The sequence below is a fragment of the Vibrio scophthalmi LMG 19158 genome (assembly GCF_000222585.1).
Taxonomy (GTDB): domain Bacteria; phylum Pseudomonadota; class Gammaproteobacteria; order Enterobacterales; family Vibrionaceae; genus Vibrio; species Vibrio scophthalmi.
In genome coordinates this window covers 72,513-84,621 of the sequence record NZ_AFWE01000226.1, presented here as the reverse complement: position 1 = coordinate 84,621, position 12,109 = coordinate 72,513, and the positions used below count along the sequence as shown (strand labels likewise).

The following is a 12,109-nucleotide window of genomic DNA, read 5'->3' as shown; positions in this document are numbered from 1 at the left end:
GAGTGTGAGCAATGGCAGACAAAGATTTTAAAGAACCTTATAATATTTATTACTTTCTTGGATTTATCGCAGTGCTTTTAATCCCGACGCTTCCAGCAACATTGACTTGGATTCGCGTATTTAATGGCTATGCGGTTTTCAATTAAATTTGGAGTAAAGCCATCGCTATTCGTCGTTTTTTCTTAAACCTGATTGGTGGCTTAAGTCTGTGCCTAGGTATCTTAGGCATTTTCCTTCCTATTCTTCCTACGACACCATTTATCCTCCTTTCAAGTGCATGCTTTATGCGCAGCAGTCCACGTTTTCATCGATGGCTGATCGAGCATGACATCTTCGGTCCAATTATTAGCAATTGGCATCTACATCGCGCGGTTTCTCAAAAAGTAAAAAGGCGCGGGGCATTGGTGATGCTCGCCAGTTTTAGTTTTTCGATCTATATCGTGCCACATGATTGGCTAAAGATTGCGCTGCTAATCATGCTGTTGGCTTTGCTTAGCTGGTTTATTCGCTTACCTGTGATAGAGCACCTTGCTGATAAAGAAGAAAATCACTAAGATTGGCGAGAAGTGTGCCCACATTTTTTGGTGGGCGTTTGTTTTTTCACCCCTATAATTTTTTCTCGATAGGGGGCTGGAATAATCAATTTTCGCCCGCCGTAAGCTAAAATGATTACGACGGCGTAGCCAATTTTAAGTAAAGAGTTATGACGACTGAAACTATCTCATTGATCAAAGCGAGCATCAAAAGCATCGCTGATTACCCAAAACCAGGCATTCTATTTCGCGATGTAACTAGCCTATTAGAAGATGCTCAAGCATACCAAGCAACCATCCAGCTTCTTGTCGATAAATACAAAGACATGGGCTTCACCAAAGTGGTGGGTACAGAGGCGCGTGGCTTTTTGTTTGGTGCTCCGCTTGCGTTAGAGCTAGGCTTGGGTTTTGTTCCAGTACGTAAACCGGGTAAGTTACCACGTGAAACTGTCGCGCAAACTTATGAGCTTGAGTACGGTACAGATACGCTTGAAATTCACGTTGATGCTATCAATGCAGGTGACAAGGTGTTAGTAGTTGATGATCTACTAGCGACTGGCGGCACTATTGAAGCAACCACTAAGCTAATTCGCCAACTTGGCGGTGAAGTTGAGCACGCAGCATTCGTTATCAACCTACCAGAGATCGGTGGTGATAAGCGCCTAGAGAAACTAGGTCTGAATATTTACAGCATCTGCGAGTTTGACGGTCACTAATCGGAACGGTACATGAGTTATCTTGCCTTAGCGCGAAAATGGCGACCAACTAAATTTAACGAAGTGGTTGGTCAAGCCCACGTATTAACAGCTTTAGAAAATGCTTTAGCACAAAATCGTCTTCACCATGCTTACTTGTTTAGCGGTACGCGCGGTGTGGGTAAAACCACCATCGGTCGTTTGTTTGCTAAAGGTTTAAACTGTGAAACGGGAATTACCTCTACCCCTTGTGGTGAGTGTGATACTTGCCGAGAAATCGATGAAGGTCGTTTTGTAGATCTGCTTGAAATCGATGCGGCGTCGCGCACCAAGGTAGAAGATACCCGTGAACTGCTCGATAACGTGCAATACAAACCGGCACGTGGTCGATTTAAAGTCTATCTCATTGATGAAGTTCACATGCTCTCTCGTCATAGCTTTAACGCGTTACTTAAAACGCTGGAAGAGCCACCAGAGTATGTGAAATTTCTCTTAGCGACGACCGATCCGCAAAAGCTGCCTGTCACGATTTTATCGCGCTGTCTGCAATTTCATCTCAAACCAATCAGTGTTGATGATATTCATCAGCAGCTAGAGCATGTTCTTAGCCAAGAAAAGTTGGAGTTTGAACCGCGCGCGCTCGGTATGATTGCTCATGCTGCAGATGGCAGTATGCGTGATGCGCTGAGTTTGACAGATCAAGCGATTGCGCTTGGTAATGGTCAAGTGAAGTCGGAGTTAGTTCGTCACATGCTGGGTACGCTCGATACTGATCAAGCCTTGCATTTACTTGATGCGATCAGCTCAAAACAGCCTCAACAAGCGATGGATAGCCTCAGCAATTTGGCCCAGAACGGGGTTGAATGGGACGGTTTACTTAATCAGCTTGCCGCCCAGTTACACCGTATCGCATTGTACCAAGCACTACCGTCTACACTTGATAAAGCACAGCCTGACGCGGAAAAAGTTGAGTTATTGGCGCGTGCGTTGTCACCACAAGATGTACAGCTTTACTATCAAATCGCATTGAAAGGTCGCCAAGATCTGCCATTTTCACCTTCTGAGCGTATTGGGCTTGAAATGGTTGTGTTGCGTATGATGGCTTTCCGCCCTGTGCAATCTGCCGCGAATATGATTTCGACAGAGGTTCGCTCAGTGCAATCCGCGCCAGCCTCGGCGCCGCAAGTAGCAGCTGCATCTATGCCGTCCCAAGTGCCAGTTGCTCCAATGCAAACGCCAGCTCCTGCTGTACCACAAGTGCAACCGCAATCGGCTCCGCAGTACAATGCGCCACCGATGTCAGCTAGTGGCATGCCAGAAGCGATGCCAATGGCGCCAGAGTACGATATAGCGCCGCCAGAAGCTTATTATGATGGTTATGATGCCTCGCCAGCACCAATGGCACATCAAGCGCCGAACTCTGCGCCTGTGCCTTCTGAGCCAACATCAGCTCCCGCATCGCAAGAAGCGCCAGCAACACGTCCTTCGTTAGGGGGGTTGCGTCATCAACTGCGCTCTCAGCGTTCGAGCGCGAGCAATCCAGGCGGTGAGCCAAAAAAGGCTAGTGCGACATCTGCAGCCAAGAAAGAATCGGTACTTGATCGTGTTGCTCAAAAACACGCAGGCTCCGCGCAGGTGTCGTCGCTCGAAAATGGTTTACCTTCGGTTCCGGTAGAGGAACAAAAGGATGAAGCCTATCGGTGGAAACCGACGTCGCCTCAACAGATAAAACAAGAGAAAAAAGAGCTAACGCCAACGCAAATTAAGCAGGCGTTAGAGCATGAAAAAACACCTGAAATGGTGCAAAAGTTGGCGGATGAGTCGATTGAGCAAAATGCTTGGTCAGCCCTTATCGCGAAGCTGGAAACAGCAAAGTTAACTGAGCAGCTCGCGCTCAACTCATACTATGAGAAGAATGATTCGACTATCTCGTTAACATTGCGTCCAGAACAAGCACATTTAAACTCCGACCGCGCACAAGCAGAGTTGTTGGCTGCATTGAATAACGTGCTAGGTGAGGAGTGCCATTTGAGTGTTGAAATTGGTAGCAAAGGCCAAACGCCTTTGGAACTGCGAGAAGCGCTCTATCAAGGCAAATTACAACAAGCATTTGACAGTTTAGATACCGATCCTCATGTACAATTTATTGAAGCGCGTTTTGCGGCTGTGCTAGATAAAGACAGCGTAAGACCGATTTAATTACCTCCATTGGATGTGATGATTTGGAGAAGTGAATTAAACGTATGTCGAGCGAGATTAGGGTTGAAGTTACTACTTTTGACCCCATCTAATAATGTAACCACAAGCTAATACTTTACCCCCTACGAGTAGGGGATATGAGTAAACATAATCAGAGAGATAACTATGTTTGGTAAAGGCGGTATGGGCAATCTGATGAAGCAAGCCCAGCAAATGCAAGATCGCATGCAAAAGCTTCAAGAAGAAATCGCAATCATGGAAGTGACTGGCGAATCAGGTGCTGGCCTAGTGAAGATCACTATCACCGGTAGCCACAGCGTGCGCCGTGTTGATATTGACGAAAGCTTGATGCAAGACGACAAAGAGATGCTTGAAGATCTAATCGCAGCGGCATTTAACGATGCAGCTCGTCGTGTTGAAGAAACTCAAAAAGAAAAAATGGCTCAAGTGACTGGCGGTATGCAACTACCACCAGGCATGAAAATGCCATTCTAATCGACAAGGTTAGTTAATGCGCACCAGTCATATGCTGGAGCAATTGATGGAGGCCTTACGTTGTCTGCCTGGGGTTGGCCCCAAGTCGGCTCAACGTATGGCCTTTCATTTGTTACAGCGAGATCGAAAAGGTGGTTTGCAGCTAGCGGAATCGCTTAGCCATGCTATGACAGAAATTGGTCATTGCAATGAATGCCGCACCTTTACCGAGGAAGACGTCTGCCATATTTGTACCAATCCGAAACGTCAGGTAAATGGTCAAATGTGTGTGGTGGAAAGCCCTGCGGATATCGCTGCAGTCGAAGCCACAGGCCAGTTCTCTGGTCGTTACTTTGTCCTAATGGGACACCTTTCTCCGCTCGATGGGATTGGTCCAAGTGATATTGGCTTAGATGTACTGGATTACCGTCTACGCCGTGGTGATGTGAGTGAAGTGATTCTTGCCACTAACCCAACGGTTGAAGGGGAGGCTACTGCTCACTATATTGCTGAGCTATGCCGAGAACACCAAGTGGATGCAAGTCGCATTGCTCATGGTGTTCCTGTCGGTGGAGAGCTTGAGTTAGTCGATGGTACGACGCTGTCACACTCACTGCTGGGCCGACATAAAATCTAGTTTTCCTTGATGATGAAAAGCCGCTTTTGCGGCTTTTTTTGTATTCAGAGAAAAGAGCAGGGAATCGAGAAACGAGAATAGAGAATAGAGAGATCCCCAACTCGCTCGTGCCTCGCTCTTGAGGATGACGGTAAAAGCCCTAAATCGAAATTTCGTCATTCCCGAAAGCGACGAAGGAGCGCAATCGGGAATCTCTCGAATCTAGCAGCGAAGCGTTCTTTAGAGCGAAGCTCGTTCTCGAATCTCAGCTATTCTCGATCTCTTTCTGTCCGGCAATCACTTTATAGAGCAGAGCGCCGATCACCGCACCTACGATAGGGGCGAGCCAAAATAGCCATAATTGACTGACGGCCCAATCACCAACGTACACTGCCACCCCGGTGCTTCGTGCGGGATTAACCGAGGTGTTAGTGACCGGAATCGAAATTAAATGTATTAGGGTTAGACATAGGCCAATCGCGAGGGGAGCGAAGCCTTGTGGTGCACGTGAATCGGTGGAACCCATGATCACCAGTAAAAACATCATAGTCATGACAATTTCACATACAAGTGCCGCAGTCAGTGAATATTTTCCGGGAGAATGTTCGGCATAGCCATTGGCGGCAAAGCCGGAAGCGGCGAGATCAAAGCCGGCTTGACCGCTGGCGATAATGTACAAAATCCCACCGGCGACAATGCCACCAATCACTTGAGCGATGATGTATGGTAAAACACATTTTGCTTCAAACCGGCCACCAGCCCATAAGCCAATGGTGATCGCGGGGTTTAAGTGACAACCGGAAATATGGCCGATGGCATAGGCCATTGTGACGACAGTTAAACCGAATGCCAGCGCAACACCGACAAATCCAATGCCTAATTGGGGAAAACCTGCGGCTAAAACGGCGCTACCACAGCCGCCTAATACTAACCAAAATGTGCCAAAGCCTTCGGCGAGTAATTTGTTCATAACGGCAAAATCCTCGATTGAGAGTACCCGCTGAACATAGTTAATAATTTGAGGTTTTGCGTAGTTTTAAGCGCAGAAAATGCTAATTGAACCTGCTGGACTCGATGCTAAAGGGAGAGGATTCAAAGGGAGTCTAAGGTCTAAACCGAGCGAAGAGACTCCCCAGAATTAGGTTTTGGTGCTTAACGTTTGAGGTAATGTTTGTAGGTAATGGTTTCTGGTTTAGAGACAATTTTGGTGTACTCAAAGATACGCCCATCAACTAATTTACCCACCGATAATAACTGGATTAGCGGTTTTCTTTGGCTGACGCCGAGAATTTCACACATATGTTTATCGGGAAGAATCGCGTTAAAATCTTGAAATGCGCCGTCGATTTCGAAACCAAGTTCGTTTTCAAGGTAGTGGTACTTTGAGCCTTCCATCGACATGACATTCATTTTTGGGTACATCGACATCGGCATGTAAGAATCTTCATAAACCGATGGTGCGCCATTAATCAATTTAAAGCGTCGAATAAAGTAGACCTTTTCGCCTTGGTTGATTTCAAGAATTTCTGCCAGTTCATCGTCAGCATCCATCAAGGTAAATTCACAAATCTTGTATTCAATCTTCGCACCAGTATCAATGAGATATTCACTGGTGCTTTTGAGACTGAGCATCGATCCAACCATGGTTTTGCCAATGATGGTGGAACCTGCGCCTTGACGTTTTTCCACCATGCCTAATTTGACGAGTTCTTCAATGGCTTTGCGAATGGTTATGCGGCTAACGGAGTAATGTGCCATCAACTCTTTTTCAGTTGGTAGCGTGTCACCAATAGTAAATTCATTTGAATCAATGCGGCTTTTCAGCTCAAGCATAACTTTCTTATACAACATAATTAACCTCTCTGAGCTCACTCTTATTGCTTACTGGTACGTTCACCATTGAGTGCCCCCACTGATACCAATCATTTCACTTCATTTTTCATAATCACACAGCACACGTTGTAATTTGCTTTTTTAAAGCAAGCCCAAGAATAGTGTGATGATGACGCAAAATTATCATTCAAAATAGAACAAATCAATGACCTTTTGTTGATCTTGGTCGAAATCATATTTTCTATTGCGAATAAAGGTTATCGATATGTCCTATTTGGTGAGCTGAATCTCATTAAACATCCTTAATTTGTACTCGATCACGAATTGCTTATCATCTATTTGTTCTATTTAATTTTCGGTAGTAGTTTAAACCTTGTCGAAAGACGGAACACTCTGGAACATATTAATAACAAATTTAAGGATCCTGCCATGTTGAGTGCGATACAACGATTAGGCGGAGCAATGTTTACCCCAGTTTTGCTGTTCCCATTTGTAGGGATATTAGTTGGCTTAACCATTGTTCTTAAAAACCCGATATTTGTTGGCGATTTGGCTGATAAAAACGGACTGTATTATCAAGTGTTACAAGTCATTGAAGAGGGTGGCTGGACTATCTTCCGCAACATGGCGCTTCTATTTGCGGTTGGCTTACCAATCGGCCTAGCGAAAACCGCGCATGCACGAGCGGTGATGGTAGTGATGGTTTCTTACTTAACCTTTAACTACTTTGTTGGCGCGATGGGTGGTTTCTGGGGTGGGTTCTTTAATGTGGACTTCTCTCAACCGATTGGCGGAACGTCGGGTTTAACTGAAATTGCAGGTATCAAGACTATTGATACTGGTATTTTCGGCGCGATCATTATTTCAGGTCTGGTTACTTGGATTCATAACCGCACGTTTGAGAAGCAACTTCCTTCTTACTTAGGCATTTTCCAAGGTGCTTCATACGTTGCTATGATTTCTTTCTTTGCCATGCTGCCAGCGGCGTGGTTAACACTCTATGTATGGCCTTCGATTCAGCATGGCATCTTAGGGTTACAAACCTTTTTTGTTGAATCAGGTGCGTTTGGTGTGTGGTTGTTCACTTTCCTTGAGCGCATTCTTATTCCAACAGGTCTGCATCACTTTATTTATACCCCGTTCCAATTTGGTAACGTTGTGACACCTAACGGTATTACTGTGGATTGGTTCACTAACTTAGAAGCGTTTACTCAATCAAGCCAAAGCATGAAAGAGCTGTTCCCAGCTGGTGGCTTCTCTTTACACGGTAACTCTAAAGTCTTTGGTTGTATTGGTATTGCGCTTGCGATGTACCACACCGCGAAACCGGAAAATCGTAAGAAAGTGGCAGCTTTGCTGATTCCTGCAACCTTTACCGCGGTATTGGTCGGTATTACAGAGCCACTTGAGTTTACCTTCCTATTTATTGCGCCTTGGCTATTTGCGATTCACGCGGTACTGGCTGGCACGATGGCAATGGTGATGTATCACTTCGGTGTGGTCGGCAATATGGGTGGTGGTCTGATTGAATTTGTCACCGGTAACTGGATTCCTCTGTTGGGTAACCATACCAGCATGGTGGTGACGCAAATTTCAATTGGTCTTTGTTTTACAGCGATTTACTACGTCACTTTTAAGTACCTCATCGTCAAATTTAATGTGCCAATTGCTGGTCGCGGTGACGCTGAAATGAAGCTGCACAGTAAAGAAGATTTTAATAAAAAGCACGGCATTACCGGTAAAGGGGAGCAAGGTGTTAATCCATTACACATCCAAGCAGTTGAAACAATTGAAGGGCTTGGTGGTGTAGAAAACCTAGAAGATTTAAGCAACTGTGCAACCCGTTTACGCGTCACTGTTTTTAACCCAGATAAAGTCCAGTCAGCAGATTACTTCATGAGTACGGGCGCGGTTAACTTGGTGAAAAACGGTAAGGCAGTACAGGTGATTATTGGCCTAAGTGTTCCTCAGCTTCGTGAAGAGTGTGAACAGATCGTTAGTGCCTATAAAGAACAAAAAGCGGATGCAGAAGCGCTAACACTCAGTACGGCGAGCTAGCAGAGACCGCATGGCTATATAGAACATCAAGGCTTAAAACAAGATTTAGAGATACAGACATTTTATTTACATCACGATTCAAACACTAATTTATCCGGGCGGAATAACACCGCCCACATTAAACGAGGCTTATTATGAAAACAGAATTCTCAGTAGTTATTGCAGGCGGCGGTTCAACTTTTACTCCTGGTATCGTTATGATGCTGCTTGAAAACCAAGATCGTTTCCCTATCCGTAAATTGAAGTTTTATGACAACTTTGCCTCTCGTCAGGAAACGATTGCAGAAGCATGTAAGATCCTACTTAAAGAGCGTGCTCCGCACATTGAATTCTCGTATACCACCGATCCTGAAGAAGCCTTTACTGACGTTGACTTCTGCATGGCTCATATTCGTGCTGGCCTATACGCAATGCGTGAGCAAGATGAGAAAATTCCACTACGTCATGGTTGTGTTGGTCAAGAAACTTGTGGTGCGGGCGGTATGGCTTATGGCCTTCGTTCTATCCCTGCTGTGATTGAAATGATTGATTACATGGAAAAATACTCGCCAAATGCATGGATGCTAAACTACTCAAACCCTGCAGCGATTGTGGCAGAAGCGTGCCGTGTGATGCGTCCAAACTCTAAAGTACTCAACATCTGTGATATGCCTATCGGTATCGAAACACGCATTGCAGAAATCTTGGGTTACGAGGATCGTAAGCAGTTTGACATCATGTACTACGGTCTAAACCACTTTGGTTGGTGGAAAGAGTTCAAAGATGCGAAAACGGGCGAAGATTTAATGCCGCGCATTAAAGAGTACATCAAAGACAACGGTTACCTGCCACCAAGCGTGTTGAGCGGTGCTCAGCATACGGATGAGTCTTGGAAAGAGACCTTTATTAAAGTACGTGATGTGTACGCATTGGATCCAGATACCATTCCAAACACATACCTAAAATACTACATGTACCCAGACTACGTGGTTGAGCACTCAAACAAAGAATTCACTCGAGCGAATGAAGTGATGGAAGGCCGTGAGGCAGAGGTGTTTACTGAGTGCCATCGTATTATTGCCAACGGTACTGCCAGTGATACCACGATCGAAGTGGAAGAGCACGCTTCTTACATTGTGGACCTTGCTACGGCGATTGCCTTCAATACCAAAGAGCGCATGCTGCTGATTGTGCCTAACAACGGTGCAATCAGTAACTTTGACCCAACCGCGATGGTGGAGATCCCATGTATTGTTGACAATACAGGTGCTAAACCACTGCAAATTGGTGAAATCCCTGAGTTCCAAAAAGGCATGATGAGCCAACAAGTGTCGGTAGAAAAGCTGGTGGTTAAGGCGCACGTTGAGCAATCGAAACAACGACTATGGCAAGCATTAACGCTGTCTGCGACGATTCCAAGTGCCAGTGTCGCGAAAGATATTTTAGAAGACCTACTCGAAGCCAACAAAGAGTTTTGGGTGGAAATGAAATAGTCTCGTTGAGTCATCAATGCCCTGCTTAGCAGGGCATTTTTTTCAGGAGTTAACCATGATCTTTGATGCGACCGTCATCGGCTATATTGCGGCAGTTTGCACCACTTGCTCTTTTATTCCTCAAGTCTTTCATATCCTAAAATCGAAAGATACACGCTCAATCTCTTTAGCGATGTACAGCATCTTCGTATTGGGTGTTTTCTTGTGGTTTGTCTATGGCGTGTCGGTACAGGATTGGCCGGTGATTATTGCTAATGCGGTGACATTGATGCTGGCAAGTATCATTTTAACGCTAAAAATTCGCGATTTACTCAAAGCAAAGCTCGCAGTGAAAGGAAATAACGGAGATAAACAATTAGTATGATGTTTAAACAGATCAAAGAGATGCATGCGTCTGCGGTCGGCTTTGGCTGCTGGGCGATTGGCGGAACATGGAATAATGTCGTTGATGATGAGTCAATCCGAGCCATCAAAACCGCGATTGACACCGGTATTAATTTTTTCGATGTTGCCCCTGTTTATGGTAAAGGCCACGCTGAAAGTATACTGGGTAGGGCACTGCAAAGCGAACAACGTGAATCAGTCATCATTGCGACTAAGTGTGGTTTGCCATGGTCACAAGATGAGCGTAAGAAAACCCGCAAAGACCTGTCAAAACAGAGCATCTTTAAAGAGATTGATGATTCATTAATGCGTCTGCAAACCGACTATGTCGATCTGTATCAAGTGCATTGGCCAGATCCTAATACGCCAATATGTGAAACGGCCGAGGCATTGGCGGAATTGAAGCAGCAAGGCAAAATTCGTCATGTCGGCGTGTCTAACTATTCACTGGATATGAGCCGTGAAATGATGGCGGGTGTTGAGGTCGCAACTTTCCAAGGTTTGTATAACCTACTGGAGCAAACCCCCGACCATTACCATAATATTCCGCTGCAATACCGTGCTCGTGAGGAAGCATTGCCATTTTGCCAACAACACGATATGAAGTATTTACCGTACTCGCCGCTGATGCAGGGTTTGTTAACCGGTACGTTGAACCGCAGTGGGAACTGGGATGAGAATGATGACCGCCGTAATAACCCGAAATTGAACGGTGAAGCATTTGAACCTTACTTTAACTGTGTGGAAGAACTCAAAGTATTAGCGAAAGAGGCCAATATTCCTCTCGCTCATCTAGCGATTCATTGGTTAGTGGCTCAGGATGAGGTTGGCCCGGTGATTGCGGGGGCTCATACATCGCAGCAAGTGCGAGATAATGCGGCCTTTGTACAATCGCCCTCGAGCGTAGAGCTTTTGAAGCGTGCAGAAGAGATTGTTGCCAAGTGGCAACTACAATAATTGCTGGCGTAATGAATGCCGAAAACCCAGTCGTGAGACAACCTGCTCTCACGGCTGGATGATTAATCTTGAGTATCCGTGCGCAGAAGTTTTACAAGAAACTCATGTCATCAATGGCTTAGCTTAATGAGCTAGTGGCCCCTTCTAAATCTAATAAAATCGTGAGCGCTTGTTCTGCGCCGTCGTAACAAATTACTTCGTCACTACTAAAGGCAAGGCATACTTTAGGTCTATCGGGTTGGCCAAAAATTTTACACAGATTGTTGTCATCGAGTTGAATGCAGCGAACACCGGCCGGTTTGCCATTTGGCATACCTGGAATTGGTGAGCTAATTGATGGTGCAATACAGCATGCGCCACAACCTTTGCCAGATGCTGAAACGCACGGGAACCAATCAGAAACGGCGATAAGATTGTCAGACATGTTTAATACCAAAGAAAATCACAAAAGTTTGTCAGCGGCGACAAAAGAGGAGGGCGATTCTAGTCCATCGTTGCGTGAGTTTCCAGCGCTACTCGAATGTGCGGATAGCCAAGGAAAGAAGCGGCCAAGTAAATAGCCCCGATTAAGGGGCTGTTTAGCGTAGCGATGAAGCGGCGTCGTTATCCTCGCATAAAACGGTTATAAACGAAGAGTAAGACGAAAGCGCCTAACGTTGCGGTAAGAATACTGCCGATATTAACGCCATCTGCTCCACCAAAGCCAAGCAGTCCGCCAAGGAAGCCACCGACAAATGCGCCAGCAATACCGAGCACCATGGTTGCAATCCAACCGCCGCCATCGTCACCGGGCATTAACCATTTTGCCAATGCACCAGCAATTAAGCCTAGAATGATCCACGAAATAATACCCATGAGTTCTCCTTAATTCGTGTGTCTATGACGTAT

14 protein-coding genes are annotated in these 12,109 nt (G+C 45.6%); 10 read left to right on the top strand and 4 right to left on the bottom strand.

All coding sequences use genetic code 11. The features are described from left to right. Positions 1 to 11: 11 nt before the first annotated feature. The 6 genes from RH88_RS24040 to recR all read left to right on the top strand — a co-directional run bounded on the left by RH88_RS24040 (position 12) and on the right by recR (position 4,538). Positions 12 to 146 (top strand): hypothetical protein, encoded by a 135-nt coding sequence (locus RH88_RS24040; protein WP_005600211.1) that lies wholly within the window; start codon positions 12 to 14, stop codon positions 144 to 146. A 15-nt stretch (positions 147 to 161) separates the two neighbouring features. Beyond that, entirely contained in the window at positions 162 to 554 is a 393-nt protein-coding gene (locus RH88_RS22085) for a YbaN family protein (protein ID WP_040758061.1), read from the top strand. 149 nt (positions 555 to 703) lie between these two features. Beyond that, positions 704 to 1,249, top strand: coding sequence for an adenine phosphoribosyltransferase (gene apt, locus RH88_RS22080; RefSeq protein ID WP_005600209.1), 546 nt, complete (start codon positions 704 to 706; stop codon positions 1,247 to 1,249). 12 nt (positions 1,250 to 1,261) lie between these two features. Next, a complete protein-coding gene (dnaX, locus tag RH88_RS22075; RefSeq protein ID WP_005600208.1) occupies positions 1,262 to 3,427 on the top strand; it encodes a DNA polymerase III subunit gamma/tau in 2,166 nt (721 codons plus the stop codon). A gap of 165 nt (positions 3,428 to 3,592) precedes the next feature. Then, positions 3,593 to 3,922 (top strand): YbaB/EbfC family nucleoid-associated protein, encoded by a 330-nt coding sequence (locus tag RH88_RS22070; RefSeq protein WP_005600207.1) that lies wholly within the window; start codon positions 3,593 to 3,595, stop codon positions 3,920 to 3,922. A gap of 16 nt (positions 3,923 to 3,938) precedes the next feature. Further along, on the top strand, positions 3,939 to 4,538 hold the full coding sequence (gene recR / locus RH88_RS22065) for a recombination mediator RecR (protein WP_005600206.1): 600 nt from the start codon (positions 3,939 to 3,941) through the stop codon (positions 4,536 to 4,538). 244 nt (positions 4,539 to 4,782) lie between these two features. Here the strand turns inward: recR and aqpZ are convergent, their stop codons facing one another. Both aqpZ and RH88_RS22055 read right to left on the bottom strand, forming a co-directional pair. Continuing rightward, positions 4,783 to 5,487, bottom strand: coding sequence for an aquaporin Z (gene aqpZ / locus RH88_RS22060; protein WP_005600204.1), 705 nt, complete (start codon positions 5,485 to 5,487; stop codon positions 4,783 to 4,785). A 182-nt stretch (positions 5,488 to 5,669) separates the two neighbouring features. Then, positions 5,670 to 6,368 (bottom strand): GntR family transcriptional regulator, encoded by a 699-nt coding sequence (locus RH88_RS22055; protein ID WP_005600202.1) that lies wholly within the window; start codon positions 6,366 to 6,368, stop codon positions 5,670 to 5,672. Positions 6,369 to 6,779: 411 nt separating this feature from the next. Between RH88_RS22055 and RH88_RS22050 the strand changes: the two genes are divergently transcribed. The 4 genes from RH88_RS22050 (at position 6,780) to RH88_RS22035 (ending at position 11,221) form a co-directional block, all read left to right on the top strand. After that, positions 6,780 to 8,408 carry an alpha-glucoside-specific PTS transporter subunit IIBC gene (locus RH88_RS22050; protein ID WP_005600200.1) on the top strand — a complete coding sequence of 543 codons (1,629 nt, stop codon included), beginning with the start codon at positions 6,780 to 6,782 and terminating at the stop codon, positions 8,406 to 8,408. A 134-nt stretch (positions 8,409 to 8,542) separates the two neighbouring features. Then, positions 8,543 to 9,880, top strand: a complete 1,338-nt coding sequence (locus tag RH88_RS22045) for a 6-phospho-alpha-glucosidase (protein WP_005600198.1) — start codon at positions 8,543 to 8,545, stop codon at positions 9,878 to 9,880. A gap of 55 nt (positions 9,881 to 9,935) precedes the next feature. Next, a complete protein-coding gene (locus RH88_RS22040) occupies positions 9,936 to 10,244 on the top strand; it encodes a SemiSWEET transporter (RefSeq protein WP_005600196.1) in 309 nt (102 codons plus the stop codon). Beyond that, a complete protein-coding gene (locus RH88_RS22035; RefSeq protein WP_005600195.1) occupies positions 10,241 to 11,221 on the top strand; it encodes an aldo/keto reductase in 981 nt (326 codons plus the stop codon). Before RH88_RS22040 ends, RH88_RS22035 begins: the two co-directional genes overlap by 4 nt. Before the next feature lie 118 nt (positions 11,222 to 11,339). On the opposite strand, the gene RH88_RS23150 is transcribed toward RH88_RS22035, so the two are convergent. After that, on the bottom strand, positions 11,340 to 11,645 hold the full coding sequence (locus tag RH88_RS23150; RefSeq protein WP_005600194.1) for a YkgJ family cysteine cluster protein: 306 nt from the start codon (positions 11,643 to 11,645) through the stop codon (positions 11,340 to 11,342). A gap of 179 nt (positions 11,646 to 11,824) precedes the next feature. Further along, a complete protein-coding gene (locus RH88_RS22025; protein ID WP_005600190.1) occupies positions 11,825 to 12,076 on the bottom strand; it encodes a GlsB/YeaQ/YmgE family stress response membrane protein in 252 nt (83 codons plus the stop codon). Between the last annotated feature and the right edge of the window lie 33 nt (positions 12,077 to 12,109).

Bases quoted from the DNA above. Each gene is read 5' to 3' on its own strand.
- RH88_RS24040 (WP_005600211.1), top strand. From the start codon at position 12: ATGGCAGACAAAGATTTTAAAGAACCTTATAATATTTATTACTTTCTT.
- apt (WP_005600209.1), top strand. From the start codon at position 704: ATGACGACTGAAACTATCTCATTGATCAAAGCGAGCATCAAAAGCATC.
- dnaX (WP_005600208.1), top strand. From the start codon at position 1,262: ATGAGTTATCTTGCCTTAGCGCGAAAATGGCGACCAACTAAATTTAAC.
- RH88_RS22070 (WP_005600207.1), top strand. From the start codon at position 3,593: ATGTTTGGTAAAGGCGGTATGGGCAATCTGATGAAGCAAGCCCAGCAA.
- recR (WP_005600206.1), top strand. From the start codon at position 3,939: ATGCGCACCAGTCATATGCTGGAGCAATTGATGGAGGCCTTACGTTGT.
- aqpZ (WP_005600204.1), bottom strand. From the start codon at position 5,487: ATGAACAAATTACTCGCCGAAGGCTTTGGCACATTTTGGTTAGTATTA.
- RH88_RS22055 (WP_005600202.1), bottom strand. From the start codon at position 6,368: ATGTTGTATAAGAAAGTTATGCTTGAGCTGAAAAGCCGCATTGATTCA.
- RH88_RS22050 (WP_005600200.1), top strand. From the start codon at position 6,780: ATGTTGAGTGCGATACAACGATTAGGCGGAGCAATGTTTACCCCAGTT.
- RH88_RS22045 (WP_005600198.1), top strand. From the start codon at position 8,543: ATGAAAACAGAATTCTCAGTAGTTATTGCAGGCGGCGGTTCAACTTTT.
- RH88_RS22040 (WP_005600196.1), top strand. From the start codon at position 9,936: ATGATCTTTGATGCGACCGTCATCGGCTATATTGCGGCAGTTTGCACC.
- RH88_RS22035 (WP_005600195.1), top strand. From the start codon at position 10,241: ATGATGTTTAAACAGATCAAAGAGATGCATGCGTCTGCGGTCGGCTTT.
- RH88_RS23150 (WP_005600194.1), bottom strand. From the start codon at position 11,645: ATGTCTGACAATCTTATCGCCGTTTCTGATTGGTTCCCGTGCGTTTCA.
- RH88_RS22025 (WP_005600190.1), bottom strand. From the start codon at position 12,076: ATGGGTATTATTTCGTGGATCATTCTAGGCTTAATTGCTGGTGCATTG.